Origin of the sequence: Hydrococcus rivularis NIES-593, assembly GCF_001904635.1 — a bacterium.
Lineage (GTDB): Bacteria > Cyanobacteriota > Cyanobacteriia > Cyanobacteriales > Microcystaceae > Hydrococcus > Hydrococcus rivularis.
Genome location: NZ_MRCB01000027.1, coordinates 1 through 14,266, shown reverse-complemented (window position 1 = coordinate 14,266; position 14,266 = coordinate 1). Strand labels below are relative to the sequence as shown.

Below are 14,266 nucleotides of genomic sequence, written 5' to 3'. Positions count from 1 at the left end.
TCCTCTCCAAGTCAAAAGTTAAAGAGGATAAATTCTTCTATGATTGCTTTTTCACTTGTTACTTCTTTGGTACGGTGAGGGGTGTACCAAGGATAATTGGGTCTATCTCGCGGTAGGTGAAGAAGGGAACTGGGCCAATGAAGTAGGGCGAGCAGCCCAAGTCAACCCATCCCCGCTTGCAGATACGGAAGAACATCGCGGTGGTGATACTGCCGTCCGCTTCGTTAATGTCCCAGATGACTTGTTTAAATGATTTCCCAAAGGGGTGGCGACCTGTGGGTTCTTTTCCACCGTTGAGGCTGCCCAAGATGCCAAATCCGCCTTTAACTTTTTGGTCTTTACCGGACATCCATTGTGCGCCAGTCACAATATCGCTACCCGAAACTTCGATGTGACCACACGTTTTCTCGCACGGGACATTAAACCCAGCTTGATAGCTACCACTTATCGACTTCCAACGTCCGCTTTCAAGCGAACCGAGAGGTAAGTCTACTTTGCCGATAAAGCTAACATCGGGGATGGGAACGCTGGGGAACCGATCGAACGGTACATCAGCTAATCCCGGAATCTTGCCAATTGTTGTGTTTTGCCAGTTAGTAAAGTCTTTTAGTTGTGCATCCTCAATACCAGGGATGCTGGTGAGTTTATATTTATCAAGTTTGACATACTCACCAAGTTCCACTTCTCCTAGTTGGGGATAATTGTCCAGCACCTCACCAACAGTTTGGTAGCTTGCGGTGCTGCCTGTAACTTTGGTTACTAGTTCTTGAATTGGTGGGATGGCTCCGACTTCTGAATCTTCTAAATTAGGAATTGCTTCGGCGAGGTCTTCGAGTGTTTGCCAATCGAGTGTTTCAAAATCTGACAGTTTGAGATTTTTAAGTTGAATGCCCGTGATGTCAGCGATATCTTTAAGCGTGAAATCTTCAATATTGAACTCAGTTGCTTCAAAATCACCCAGTTCCATGACTTCGGCAAGGCTTTGTCCAGCACTCCAGGTGCGTGTCTCCTTCATACCAGGGTTTTTGATATTAGGGAATTCGACGCTGCCAGCACCGCCAAACTTCATATTTCTAAACGTGATACTGCTCCAATCGGGAGTAGGTGCGCCATTGACATATTTAGTTGCAACGGGCTGTGGTTGTTTGGTTTGTTTTGTCTTATCTATCGAAGTGTTCAAATTTGAATACTTCGATGAAACTGTTTGAGCTACAGCTTTATCGCCGAATAAGAGACTGCCGATATTATAGCTACCTCCATATCGGATTAACCCATGTAGAGCAAGTCCAGCAATAAGTCCTGCAACCATTAGGTAGCGTAATTTATTAAATTTTTCCATCCGATACTCAAGCGCTCGGTTGGTTTTGTTGTGAGTAGTTTCCTGACTTGCAGCTCTCACTGGTACGATCGCAGTTACTTCTGCTGTAGTATCTAAAATTTGGTTGTTAGAGGTGAGATTTTTGGTATACATCACTGTTATCTAAAACTTGTTTTACCTGGATTTGTTGTTGTCAGAGGGTTATTGCGCTGTGGTGGTATTTCTAACAAGCGCTTTCCACCCAGTAGCATGAGTTTTTCAACCAATTGCATTGATACTCCGGCGGTGCTGGCGGCGACGACAAGTTCCTCTCCTTGCGATCGCAACTCCACAAGTTGGTTCAGACGCTTCCAAAGCTTGCTGTCTGTCGTAACCCACTGGTTTTTGAGGGCAACTTGCATCCCTTTGGCGATATGTCTGCTATCAGATAATGCGGTGTAACTAACCTTTGGTTTTACTTCTTCAGGTTTGCTGGGAGTATCGCCAATAATTTCAATTTGGCTGTACTCTGGTGTGCCACTGCCCGCTACAATCCGGAAGTGATAGCTTTTCCTTGTTGAGCCAGATTCGGTAATCACCGTCATGTGCGCCCCGTAAGGAGCTTGTGGTAAACCGGGGATTTTGACTGTCTCGATGCGGCGAATGTGAATTAGTCCTGCGCCCGTGCTGCTTCCAAAACACTTACCCAAGCCCTCAAGACATCCGTCTACATCAAAAACAAACCTAGATGGGTCATCCAGCCAGATTTTCTTGATAATTTCTCTGGTGTTGTAGAACGATATTGATACCCCATGTCCGGGCCAGACCTTAACTGTCTGCAATTGGGCATTTTCTCCTGACACCTGGGACGCTGCAACTTGACGGATAGTATTTGCTAGTACAAGTTGGTTTGGTGCAAGCATGGTGGCGATGGTAAGGCACCCACCAAAGGCGATTGCGCGGAGCGCAGTGCCAGAGGCAATCGCCCAAGGCATCCTTAAACTAAAATCGGCTATATCTCTTAGTTTCACAGCTTGATTGACCTATCGACTTTGATTGTGATTTTGGTGTCTTTAGGCACATACCAAACATTGGGACGGCGATTGATTTCGTCAGTAGCACGTTCTGTACGCTTGCTGACTGTTTCGCCAAGTTTGCCAAAAGCACCTTCAAGGAAAGCAGCTCCTAAGTTGCGGTTATTATTGCGGCTGCGGGTTCTTGTCCCACCTAAAGGCAAATCTTCTGTGACTTCTTCATCAGGCTGGTTGATAATTTCCCCTACCTTGGCAAGACCAGCTATTGTCCCTAATGTGGCATCATATTTAGCAATTTCAGATCCCTTGTCGTCGTAAGGTCTGGCGATTAGGGGCGAACCCGCCTCTCCCAAAACTGATATTGTTCCAGGTGATAGAGGATATTCTGTGCCGTCTTTGAGAATGGCCGTGACTTCGGCACGCACGCCTGATGTGCTATCAACCGAAATCATAGCGATAGTTACCTGCGTTCCTGCGGGAATGGCTATTTCACCAGTATTGCTATAAAGCGGCTCGTCCAACCGGGCGACAAACCGTAATGTATTTGTCTGCTCCTGGGAACGACTGTTATTACTGGTTTGGGGCATAACGAGCGGAGTTACCAGGGTTGCACTTGCAAACGAACCGACAACTAGATACTGCGGTTGTGTTTCTTGGAGTATCTGCGCTTCTTCTGGCAAGTAGTTATTTGCAACTTGCTCAACTTGCAGAGTAGAGTTGTTTTCTTTATTACTAGCAAAACTGGATTCTACGGTCTTTTCTTTGTCAAGTTCCAAGCTAATTTGTGGCTCTTTCACCGAGAACCTATAAATAACTGGCACGGATTGATTGTTATCTTTGTCACCAGTATTGCCATACTCAGGAGTACTATCATTTGTAGTTACCGGTTGCCAACGGGGGCGCAGTTCTTCAACTTGATTAGGAGTATTGGTAACTGTTTCGGTATTCTCGCTGCGTCGGCTACGGCGGCGACGGGAGCGATCGCTATTTTGTTCTGCTGGGCGTAATGTTTCTTCAGTTTTAGCTGTAACTTCTTGTACTGTTGTGTTTGTAGGTTCACTGACAGTGGTACTGGCTAGCATATACTCAACTCGACCAACCGAACCCAGGTTACGCAGGCGTTCGAGTTCAGCTATTGGGTCTTTGGCGACACTCTGGTTGCTGGCAACTAATTGTTTGGCAAATTTTGGCAGAGGAGCGCTAGGACGCAGAGGTGGTATTGGCTGTGAGGCCACTACTCTACGTGTTGGTCTAACACGTTCGGGTGTTTCTTCCCGGTATACACGTCTTCTGGAAGTAGGGGGAGTTTCTTGAGCAACTACCCTTCGTTGTCGAATAGAACGGGTTTTCTCTTGGTTTTTGGCTTGTTCTTCTTCAGTAGCTTCTTTTTTCTCCTCTTTGTCTTCTGTGTTAGCTTGACCATTTAGGGCATCAAGTTCTTCCTGTTGCTTGGCGAGGGCAAGCTTGGCATAAACATCGCCTTCTTTTTTCTCAGATGCGGCAACCGTGGGAGTTGGAGTAGTAGTTAATTCTGGTTTTTTGGCATTTTTACCACTCCCATTCATCATGCCGTTGAGGACAACAAATATAACTAAAAACCCGGCACCAAATGCACCACCAATAATTCCTAACCTTGACCAGGGAGATGTAACAAAGTCGTGTTTAGTTTGGATTAATGCGGGGTCTTCTACTTCAGTTTCATCTTCTTCAACCACCTCAAATTGTGAATTTTCAACTTCATCTTCTTCTGCAATATCGATTGGTAAAAGACTATTTACGGAAGATATATGTTTATTGGAAGCCTCATTTTCTAGCTGTAACATAGTTTTATGATTGATTAATGATTTTTATTTCTTACCGAGGTTATAATCAACAATTTGAGTAATTTCTAAACCTGGTTCTCGTACTAAATAAATTTTCTTATCGAGTTCAGTTGGCTTATTTGGTAATTTGGGAGTATCGACAGCTTCGACAGTAATTGTTTTGTTAAATGCAATTCCTTTGCCTTGGTTTTCGTTCCTATTAAAGCTGACGAGCGTAGCGATATAATCAACTTCCCACTGTCCATCCTTGATTTTTCTGGGTTCAGAGATATGGCGGGTGACGAGTGAAACTTGAATTTCACCGTTAAATACACCACTTGGCACAATTTCTGCTAATTTCTTAAGAAAGTTTGCCCGGAAATCTTGATTTTCAGATAGTGCAAATGCAGCTTCCCAGGCTCTAGTAGGAATTTTTTTTCTACTATTTTTTGTTGTTTGAATATCTATTCCCCTATCAGGTTTAGTAACATTTTCGCCATTCTCTGTTGCTTCGATTATTCCGTTCCAGCCGAACATTTTAATCATGCTATCTGAGATAAAGCGTTTGATAGTTTCGGCTTCGCGTTCATTAGGAGCAGCAAATTTACCAGGTGAAATAGACCCATCTTGGAGTTGAACTATCGTCATGCCTTTGACATGATGATTTGTACTAGCAATCATGCCAATATTTATTATTTGCAATAGGGTAGATAAGATAGTTCCTCCTGCTGTTACGGCGATCGCCATTGCAATAGGTGTGGAGGTAGATTGACCATAACTGAGGAGCCGAGCTGGTTGAGATTTAGACTTAGGTTTAAGCATCATTATTTGTTAATTACTTTTTAACTTTGATTTTGGAACTAACAAATTTAGTGGCATTGACAGCAACCGTAGCAGTTGTACTTGCTCCACCTGTAGCAATTCCTGCTGCAATTTCAGAGCCAAATGCTACTGTTTTACCTAATCCTGTCCAAACAGCTATTCCACCACCTGCGGCTAATGCAGATGCCAGGATAGGAGAAACTAACCCAACAAAAAGCAGAAATATCATCGGTTGATTTTGTTCGGAATTAGCGATAAGTTGTCCGCACAAACCAATAATCATGTTGAAGCAGAGTTTCGCCATTCCAACGGTGAAATAACCAGTTAGCCAAGCGAAAATAGGTTTTGCGCCAAAGGGGAGTAGCGAACCGCCTATTGCCAACGGGCCAAGTAGGGCAGTTAAAAGCATCGTAAATTCGATACCCCACTGGTAAGCGTTATTGAGGGCGAGGAGGATGACTGCGACAAATCCGGTAATCATCGAACCGATTGTACTGGTGATAGTATTACCAATCTTTTCGGCGATTTGACCAGGGGAGAGATTTTCGAGCGCGTCTTTGGCATCAGATAAAGCCTGAAGTGGGTTAAATTCCCAACTACCGCTATCGGGGGCTTCTCCTTTAAATAGATCGGGCGCAGAGGTTTTAAGTTCTGCTTCTGCTTGTTGCAAGCAGGTGATTGAATCTTGCGTGTTACCAGGGATGGAACGGCATCTTTCCATTGCCGCCCCTACTTGCTGCTGGAGGGCAATATTGCCGACTGCGCGGTTGAATGCTACTTCTAGGTTGGCTCCGGCAGCAGTAAATTCCAGGATGTCATTATTAACAGTATTAATGTATCCCCGAATGGCGAGTGTTCCACTTCTGAGTAAAGTGCCATTGTTAGCTAGTAGTCCGATAACCAGAATGGGCCATATCCAACTGGAGAGGGCTTTCATATCTTCTTGATTTATCCAGTTTTTGCCTAACTCAACCATAAAAAGGGTGAGTGTGGCGATCGCAAAAAACTGACCAACTTTGCACATCGAGCCGTACAAGTTACCGTTGAGGGTTTCTTGCCAAAGTTCATTGAAACCTTCTGCTACTAATTGCGCTCCAGCTGACGCATTTTCTAAAATGTCTTGCCCGAAGAATGGGTCGGTTGCAATTACAAGATGTTCTAACATAATCTGTATTATGTACCTGATAGAGAATTGGTCATCTCAATTGCAGAGATGACCAACTAATTAGGGTGAATTATTCACCTGCGGTAGTTTTGAGACTGCTAAACCCACTGATTTCGACATACTGGGCGCTGATACCGTCCATCATCAGGTTTTGACGACGGCGATCGCTTGCCCCCTGTTCAGCAAGTTGACTTAGCATCAGGTTAGTTTGCTGGGCATCGTGCCGTGTTTGCAGTCCGTCAATGCGAGATTGACCCAACATTGAGACAATTTGGGAGTTTTGGGCAGCAATGACCTTGAGGATGTTTTGTGAAGCATCCATTGGTTGTGCAGATTCTGCGAGTTCTTTGGACTCAGCTACAGTTTGTTCAGTTGCTTCTATCTCATTTTTGGTACGTTCCTGACCGACTTCCCCTAAGACGCTGGCGATCGTGGCGCGGGTGGTTTCTCTCTCCAGTTCGTTAGCTGCACTGACCGCAGCTTCAACTGTGTTGCTTTCATTCCAGTTACCCTTGCTCTTAAGTTGCTCTTTTAGTTTTTCGGCTGAGTTTACTGGGTCTGGCATATCCATACTGCCAGTCTGAATAGCTGTTTTAGCCTCGCCTTTCATCCCACCCCATTTATTAGTTCCTGAAGTGAGTTCTTTTTTGGTTTCCTCAAAATAGTTATTGAATTTCCCTAAAACCTTGAAAAAATCGTCAATTGAAAAGGCATAACTGGGTGCTGTGCCGAATAAAGTAACCAGACCAATTATTGACCCGATTATTACTCCTTTCTTAGTAAACTTGAATTTTGGTTTCATACTTTTCGTGGATAAAATAATCAATGTGGCAATTAAAGTTAAGCCACTTGTTTATGAGTTATTGATTCTTGTTTTTATAAATCCAGATTATTCTTAGCTTTTCTTCTATAATTTATGCTGAATTTAATTGCTGATTGTTATTGTTATCCAGTAATTGTTGTGCTTCTTGACTTAACTCATCTCCCCGAAGCATTTGTATGTAGCTTTCTGAAAATTTCACCATACCCAGCATTGGATTATCGACATATTTATTGAGAAATAGAGTGCGTAATTCTTGCTCGTTCGGGTTATTTGCGACTGCTGCAAGTAAGCAATAAGCAGGATAATACCTACAGAAAGTAAGTTTGCCATTGTCATCAAGTAACCACTGTGAATAAATACTTTCACGTTTTGGGAAGAATGCTTCGGTACTATTACGCGAAATAATTTCATAAGGGTATTTAAACCTGCTCACAAATGGGTCAACGGCCGATGTTTGAATCCGACCTATCAGGCGGGTTGTGATGTTAGCAAATATCTTGGAAGCAGACTTACTTTGGAAAATACTTTCTGGTTCTTGGGCAGATAAAATTACACGTATACCCGCTTTCGCTCCATTAGCGCAGAGTCTACCAATTAGCTCGGCTATGCTCTCAAAATTGAATAAAATTGGTGCTTCATCTAAGAAAAATATTGATACTTTAGATGATAAAGCTCTACGTAAGGCTGCGGAATAGGCACTCAGGGCAAGGACTGCGGCATCGGCTTCACTCCCAAGCGATCGCAGTGCGAATACAAGCAATCGAGCATCAGTTCTAAAGCTAGATGGATTGGCGATTGATTGCCCAACTCGTGAATTTAGCCAAAACTTTAATCGCAATCTGATTTGGTCAAGGGCATCGAGAATTTCTTTACTATTATTGGTGATGGAATCGAGCTTGATAAATCCAGGCGAACAATAATTATAAAAATCTTTAAGTGTGGGAATATCTGCCCATTCAGGTGTTCCCAATCCATTTTCTAATGCTAGCTTGTACCGAAGTTTGATATCTTCATCGTTGTAAAAAGTTTCAATTGTGATTGTGATGATACTTTCAATATTTGATACTGTTGTCGGACTTACCCCTACAGGATTTGTCCCTAGTACCATTATCATTAATGTGGATTTCAAGAATTCCTTGAAATCGGTCATCCTTTCTTTAATAACTTCAGGCTCATATCCCCTTAAATCAGGTAATTCAAATAGATTGTTCGACTCTTTACTAATATCGAAATACGCCCCTTCCTCTCCCATAAATTTGGTGTAGTCAGTAAACGTGCTAGTACCATCGGGTTTAGGATAATCAAGCGCAATTACGGGAATGTTTTGAGCCAAGGCAGGTGTTAATAGACCTGCTACTAAGACAGATTTACCCGCACGGGTAGTACCAAAAATGGCAAGATTTTTGTGCTGCTTGTACAAGTCAAGATGTACTGGAGTTCCTCCCTCTTCAGCAATTAGCTCAAACCCAGATTTATCTCCTGTAGCTGTTCTAACTATCGGCATGAGTCCGGGAACTTCTGATGAGAAATAAGGCAGGCGACGGTTAAAGGGCCTTGTAAGTAGGTTTTCCCAAACAACAGGTACACATTGTAACCATATTTTCCAGGCATACTCTATTTCTCTATCAACTACGGCAGGTCGCAAGAAGCAGCTAGAAAGGTATTGACAAGCTTCATCAAGTTTTTGACGACTGTGACGATGGACACAAAAAACAACAGCAGTATGAATCGGGAGACTGCCTCTGAAGATAGTTTCTTGTGCCTTAACTGCCTCCTCAATGTTCATATTGGCTTTTACGTCAATTGACCCCTTCTCTGAAGACATGGCACTGGAGGTAATTGACTGTTTGGTAATCCGTTGCAGAGCAGTTTTGGCAAGTCCCTGGTTGGCTTTAGATAGCTGGCAGATAATCTCAGTGTCGGAGATTTTTTCTTTGGATATTACCTCCCAGAGATACCGAAGCTGGGCGTATTCGTCTACCCAGCCTTGGGGCTTTTCGCTGAACTGAAGAACGCCGATATACTTGTCTTGCAGTCTTACCCAGCTGCGATCGAGAAACGGGACAGATTTTTCATTCTCCAGCATCAGGTGGCGAATATGGAAATCGCTAGTTTGAACTTCTCGAAGTCCCTCTTCATCTAATATGAGGGGATTGGGAACTTTGGGTGCATCGCTACGGTTAAATTGACTCCAAAGAATTGACCATACTTCCTCACTCGTGACTGCTCGTACTGAAAGTCCCATCGAGTTTGTGAAAAGTTGTTCCCACCGTTGAAACCCAGAGGTAAAACTATCCCGTAAAATTGTTTCAATTCGTTCTTGCCGAACACCGTGAATTTGTCCAGTAAATTGGAACCAGGCATTTTGCAATTGTTTGATAGTTTTTTCAATTGCATCATTTGAGCGACTATCTTCAGAAGCAAGGACACTATAGGTACACCAGAAACGTAAAAACTTATTTTTACGAGTTCCTGCTTTAGTGAGTTCTCTTGCTCGCAGACGTTCAGATCGCACTAATAAAGTTAATTGCTCTAGATCGCATTTATCCTCTATCTTTTTTAGTTCCTGCTGCCGGAGAAAGTCATCAGTAAACGAACCAAGATGAATTGTCAAGGTTTCACGTTCGGGAAGTTCTTTGAGTCCACCCTCAATATTTTCAAAAATTGGGAGAATCTGTTCTTCTGGTAAAGACGGGTGGACTCCTTGTACGTCGAAGCAGAACTTAATTTGAATATCTTCTTTTTTCTGGAGGATGAGTGCGCCGATATCTCTACGACCAGCAAGCGAGATACTTGCAATCCCAGCTAAATGAGTAATATCCTCAAACGGTGTCAGATTTTTGACAACACCTAATTGTTCGATATCGAGGGATTTTTTACCAATTTTGTCCTTTATTTTCGTTGAGGCGGTCGAACTCATAGCCTGTAGTTTCGTTCAGTGATATTTTTTACTTGAGGAGCTTTATCTGCGTTTTTTCAGCTGGTGCTTTTTCTTGGGTTGAGGTTGTAAAGGATTAACGAGAGAAATAAAAGGTTTATAGCCACGGGTGATGCGCGGCGTGCCGACAAACTTACCGAAGAAGGCTTTGTTGGAACTTACCGTCCACCAGGTTGCCCATCCCCAAGCAGTTACAATTCCAGTTGCCAGCCAAGAAGCTTGCATAAAGCCCTTGACTACCATGTAGGAGATGAGAGCGATCGCACTCCAGGGAACAATTTGGTCGGCGGGAAATGGCCCAAGGCGTGGCTGTTCTCCTAATACGCGGTTGACAGTACGAAATTCCCGTTCTCTGGCCATTATGACGAAAGACGAAAGTCAGTTTTTGAAATCTTGATGAGTGGCACTTGTGGAATTGTGCCACTCGTGGTGGCTTTTTTGACGAATGGCTCCTCAGCCTGTTACCAGTCCTGCAAGCAAGTCTCCGACTACAACTGTGAGGGCAACGATAATTGGTGTACGGGCGATCGTTTGCCAATCTTCGTCGTTTCTGGCTGCTTGAACAACCCTAATAAGACCAATACCAAGGTAAATTAGGAACAAACCTCGCAGTACTGCAAATACATATCGAATGATTGTTTCGTCAATACCTTCAAAATATTCTGTGAAGAAGTCCTCTGCGTTTTGCATGAACTGGGCGTTTGCAGGTGCAGTGGCAATGTCCAACATAAATACTACACCTACCAAGCAGAACAGAACAGTATAAATATTGATGCCATACTTGCGCTGCCATTTCTCAAAGTTGGAAAGTAGCAAGTTTGCTTCTTTAGGTAGTAACGCTACAATGCCAGTTCCAAACGCGAGAGATGCCATCACCATGTGGTGGAGTGAGATATCTGCAATCATCAAGCCAGTACCAACTGCCATTAGTCCGGCAATGCTAGCGTTTTCTTTCCAGTTGCGACGGCGACGGCTGGGAATGGAGTATCCGTATTCTTTGTGGGAAGGAACGCGATCGCTACCAAAATCAGATTCGTAGTCTGTTCTCATAAAAAGATTATTTCAGAAATTAGTGGATGAAACTTTGTAGAGTAACTAAGGTCGAAACACTGCTTTTTACCAAAGTTTTGATTGGAGTAAATATCTGCTCCAACTTCTCACTTGTGAAATTATTTTATGAGATTAATAACCGTAAAATCATCTAAAAATTTTCTATTTTTAGACACTATGTTTTTCAGTAAATCATTCAGTAAAAACTCAGACAAATTTGCTTGACAACTTCCAATAATTAAATCAGTGATTGATTTCATAATGTTTGACCCCCGATATAAGCTATATCGGGGGTCAAAGATTGATATATGAGGTAGCGTAATTACGGTTGTTTACCGCTAGGTTGCTGTGATTGATCAACTCTCCGTCAACTAATTCTGCATTATATTTGTGTTGAAATCGAGTTGGATTTTCTTACCTACTTTAAGATTGAGGGTTTTAGTACTGTTAGCAGGTAGTTCAATAACCTGGTTAACAGGATAGACTGAATCGTACTTAGGACAGATTTTGGTTTTGCAAGGGGGAGCTGCTTCTACGATTGATTTGATAACTCCATTTCGCAGGAATATCATATCTAAAGGAATATACGTATCCTTCATCCAAAGTTTAACTTTTTCAGGTTTGTTGAGGACAAATAACATTCCGTGATTTTCAGAAATCGAATTACGAAATTTGAGTCCGTGGGCATATTCCTTTCTATCGTCTGCTAATTCGAGTTGAACTGTTTGATTGTTACTGGTAAAGGTTGCGCCAATAGGTAAATACTGGGGCTGGCGAGTCCAAAAGTATAGCGGTAGGGGTGAGAGGGCAGCAGTAAAACCAGCAATCGGCCCAACAAATTTGATAAATTTGATGAATTGGTAAAATAGGCTTTTTTCTGAATTTTGTGCTTGTTTAGTTTGAATGTTGGTTTGAGCAGTTTGTCTTGTGACTTCCATAGTTTTAGATAAATAAAGTAATAAAGTGGTTAGAAATGGCAAGCATTATGAACAGTTGAAATGTTTTGGTTACATTTGCTTTTGTCCAAACATGATGAAACTTTGAATTGATTTATGAGGTGTGCTAGCTGAAAATATCAATGTTGCCAACAGCAAATTTGCTTTCGTCTAGAGGACTACTAGGTAAAGCTTGTTGGTCAGCTTTGTTACGCATCGACTCGACTCTATCGGCTTCGCGGATGGCAAGCGGGTTAATCTGACGACGTTCTTCTAGTAATGCCTCGATTGTTAGTTCGAGTGTGGAGAGTTGGCTTTCTGAGTAGGTATCTTCTGTTATGGTTTCGCAGAATATGGTACTAGCGGCGCGTTCAACAATTGTCTGGATTTCTGCACCTACACAGCGATTGGTGGCTTTAAGAATTCTGCGCCACTGTTCCTCACTCCAGGGGTCGCCGCCATTGCGAAAGCGTTCGTCGAACCGGGCAGCGTGCAGTTTGAAGATGCTATATCTTTCTCCATTATTGGGCAGGTCTACTTTAAATAAATAGTCAAACCGTCCAGCACGGGTGAGTTCGGGTGGCAGCCATTCCATACGGTTAACTGACGCGATGACCAGTACATCTGACGTGCGCTCTTGCATCCACGTCAAAAGCTGACCAGCCAGCCGTTTGGCGAGGTCATCATCCCCGGCGAAGCCTTTATCAAAGTCGTCGAAATACAAAATTACTTGGTTGAGCCTATCTGCCAGTCGCAACAAGCGTTTGAGTTTCATTTCTGCTTGGTTGCCAAAACTTCTAAAGTTGCCCCAATCGACCATGATGAGGGGAATACCCATATTCTGGGAACAGGCTTTTGCTGAGTGTGATTTTCCCGTCCCCGGTGGCCCCACAAGCATAATTCCCTTGGGTACGCGCAGATTGTATTGTTTGGCACGCGGGGTAAGCAATCGCTTGAACTTTTTGAATGACTGCTGCATGAGTTCTAACCCACCAAGTTCGACTTTTGGTGGAGGTAAGAATTCGATGTCATACAAGCGGTTGAGCAATTGAATTTTTTTTGCTAGTAGAAGCTTTGCTATCTCACTGGAATTTCCTAAGTCATGATTTTTTCTAATATCGGTTAAGCAATGAATAATATCAGAAATATACAGACCAGCACTAGCGTTAGCAATTTCTAAATAATCTTGTTCAGTATAAATTAAAGGAAATAAATTACTGTTGATTAAATTATCAATAATTTCTTGTGTATCTGGTAATTCTTGACTCCAAAGGGGTATTCCTGCTGCTATTTCGCTTGCTAACTCGGCATTGGCTCCTAGTAATATGGTAGTCTTATCACTTTTGTTTGTATGAAATTTTAGATTAACTAGCGATGACTTAATCCATTCTGATAGAAGAAGAAATTCAGTATCTTTAGTTATGCTTTCTTTTAACCAAGGAAAAATATTCTCAATGATTAGTACTCCACTGCCAGAATAAACCCTCCAAAAATTGAGTACTTGAAAATAATCTTCTGTATTTTGTTTTATGGAAGATTTATAGTCGTGAAACTCTTGAAAAATAAGATTATTTTCGATGCTGACGGCTAATTCTTTAATACTGTCCTCGCTTAAATTCCATATATAGACTTTCTTACCTACTTGCTGACAGGAAGTAGTAATACGAATGAGGAAGCGGTGACGTTCTTGGAGGGGGGATTCACAGGCGATGATTGGATAATTGTCCGCAAGCAGGTCTTCTAGATACTCAAAGCTAGACTTCATCTTAGTTGCTTGTAGCGTAATCAGAAGCAATCTTATCTAGAAGGTATGCTGTACGATAACTGATAATTTTCTAATTTCTAAATCCAAAAAATTAGAAAAAAGTTGCTTTCTTTTCAGTATTTTGTTGATTGTGTAATGGTGTTGTGAATTTAGATAATTGCCAAGAGTTCTGGTTTTCCAAGTTTTTCGATTTTCAGTTATGGCCAAAACACCGGAATATCCAATCGTTGTTATTCCAGAGTTAGTTAAAGACAAAAAACAGTTTACCCCTTTAGTTTTTCCGTCTGGACAAGGAGATGCACCAATTGGGGCAAGTGAGGGGCTGTTTGAAAATGTTCTCAAACATTATTTTGGTGAAATTGTTTCTCCTCAGCAGGTGATGTTTCCACCAGGGCATCGACTACCATTTACGGCTGATTTTCTGATGATTGAACCAAATACTGGCTTACACATAGACTTGGAGGTTGATGAGCCTATCTCATTTGCAACTGGGAAGCCTACCCACTGTATCGGCGATGATGACTATAGAAACAAGTGTTTTGTCGATGCAAACTGGCTGGTTATCCGCTTTGCAGAAGAAGTGCGATTCGTTGTTAGCTGAATCACGGTAATCAGCCCGTACATAAGCTAACCAA

The 14,266-nt window shown here is 42.5% G+C and carries 11 protein-coding genes and 1 pseudogene; 1 reads left to right on the top strand and 11 read right to left on the bottom strand.

The genetic code is table 11. The features are described 5' to 3' along the window. Positions 1-58 precede the first annotated feature (58 nt). The 11 genes from NIES593_RS17780 to NIES593_RS17730 form a co-directional block, all read right to left on the bottom strand. Entirely contained in the window at positions 59-1,471 is a 1,413-nt protein-coding gene (locus NIES593_RS17780) for a hypothetical protein (RefSeq protein WP_073600855.1), read from the bottom strand. A gap of 5 nt (positions 1,472-1,476) precedes the next feature. Continuing rightward, on the bottom strand, positions 1,477-2,328 hold the full coding sequence (locus NIES593_RS17775; RefSeq protein WP_073600854.1) for a hypothetical protein: 852 nt from the start codon (positions 2,326-2,328) through the stop codon (positions 1,477-1,479). Continuing rightward, positions 2,325-4,154, bottom strand: a complete 1,830-nt coding sequence (locus NIES593_RS17770; protein ID WP_073600853.1) for a TrbI/VirB10 family protein — start codon at positions 4,152-4,154, stop codon at positions 2,325-2,327. The genes NIES593_RS17775 and NIES593_RS17770 overlap by 4 nt, the downstream gene beginning before the upstream one ends. 24 nt (positions 4,155-4,178) lie before the next feature. Beyond that, complete coding sequence (locus tag NIES593_RS17765; RefSeq protein WP_073600896.1) at positions 4,179-4,955, bottom strand: hypothetical protein; 777 nt, start codon at positions 4,953-4,955, stop codon at positions 4,179-4,181. Positions 4,956-4,968: 13 nt separating this feature from the next. After that, complete coding sequence (locus tag NIES593_RS17760; RefSeq protein WP_010993862.1) at positions 4,969-6,120, bottom strand: hypothetical protein; 1,152 nt, start codon at positions 6,118-6,120, stop codon at positions 4,969-4,971. Between the two features lie 70 nt (positions 6,121-6,190). Further along, on the bottom strand, positions 6,191-6,922 hold the full coding sequence (locus NIES593_RS17755) for a hypothetical protein (RefSeq protein ID WP_073600852.1): 732 nt from the start codon (positions 6,920-6,922) through the stop codon (positions 6,191-6,193). A 112-nt stretch (positions 6,923-7,034) separates the two neighbouring features. Continuing rightward, positions 7,035-9,863: a hypothetical protein gene (locus NIES593_RS17750; protein ID WP_073600851.1), complete on the bottom strand. Its 2,829-nt coding sequence runs from the start codon at positions 9,861-9,863 to the stop codon at positions 7,035-7,037. 42 nt (positions 9,864-9,905) lie between these two features. After that, positions 9,906-10,241: a hypothetical protein gene (locus NIES593_RS17745; RefSeq protein ID WP_073600850.1), complete on the bottom strand. Its 336-nt coding sequence runs from the start codon at positions 10,239-10,241 to the stop codon at positions 9,906-9,908. A gap of 93 nt (positions 10,242-10,334) precedes the next feature. After that, complete coding sequence (locus NIES593_RS17740) at positions 10,335-10,931, bottom strand: hypothetical protein (RefSeq protein ID WP_073600849.1); 597 nt, start codon at positions 10,929-10,931, stop codon at positions 10,335-10,337. 371 nt (positions 10,932-11,302) lie between these two features. Then, positions 11,303-11,869 (bottom strand): DUF192 domain-containing protein, encoded by a 567-nt coding sequence (locus NIES593_RS17735; RefSeq protein ID WP_073600848.1) that lies wholly within the window; start codon positions 11,867-11,869, stop codon positions 11,303-11,305. A 124-nt stretch (positions 11,870-11,993) separates the two neighbouring features. Then, a complete protein-coding gene (locus NIES593_RS17730; RefSeq protein ID WP_073600847.1) occupies positions 11,994-13,631 on the bottom strand; it encodes an AAA family ATPase in 1,638 nt (545 codons plus the stop codon). A 199-nt stretch (positions 13,632-13,830) separates the two neighbouring features. Between NIES593_RS17730 and NIES593_RS17725 the strand changes: the two are divergent. Next, positions 13,831-14,211, top strand: a pseudogene (locus NIES593_RS17725) (hypothetical protein); the annotation flags it as partial. Positions 14,212-14,266 lie beyond the last annotated feature (55 nt).

Excerpts from the sequence above, each read along its gene's own strand:
- NIES593_RS17735 (WP_073600848.1), bottom strand. The coding sequence starts at position 11,869 with ATGGAAGTCACAAGACAAACTGCTCAAACCAACATTCAAACTAAACAA.
- NIES593_RS17745 (WP_073600850.1), bottom strand. The coding sequence starts at position 10,241 with ATGGCCAGAGAACGGGAATTTCGTACTGTCAACCGCGTATTAGGAGAA.
- NIES593_RS17730 (WP_073600847.1), bottom strand. The coding sequence starts at position 13,631 with ATGAAGTCTAGCTTTGAGTATCTAGAAGACCTGCTTGCGGACAATTAT.
- NIES593_RS17750 (WP_073600851.1), bottom strand. The coding sequence starts at position 9,863 with ATGAGTTCGACCGCCTCAACGAAAATAAAGGACAAAATTGGTAAAAAA.
- NIES593_RS17755 (WP_073600852.1), bottom strand. The coding sequence starts at position 6,922 with ATGAAACCAAAATTCAAGTTTACTAAGAAAGGAGTAATAATCGGGTCA.
- NIES593_RS17765 (WP_073600896.1), bottom strand. The coding sequence starts at position 4,955 with ATGCTTAAACCTAAGTCTAAATCTCAACCAGCTCGGCTCCTCAGTTAT.
- NIES593_RS17780 (WP_073600855.1), bottom strand. The coding sequence starts at position 1,471 with ATGTATACCAAAAATCTCACCTCTAACAACCAAATTTTAGATACTACA.
- NIES593_RS17770 (WP_073600853.1), bottom strand. The coding sequence starts at position 4,154 with ATGTTACAGCTAGAAAATGAGGCTTCCAATAAACATATATCTTCCGTA.
- NIES593_RS17740 (WP_073600849.1), bottom strand. The coding sequence starts at position 10,931 with ATGAGAACAGACTACGAATCTGATTTTGGTAGCGATCGCGTTCCTTCC.
- NIES593_RS17760 (WP_010993862.1), bottom strand. The coding sequence starts at position 6,120 with ATGTTAGAACATCTTGTAATTGCAACCGACCCATTCTTCGGGCAAGAC.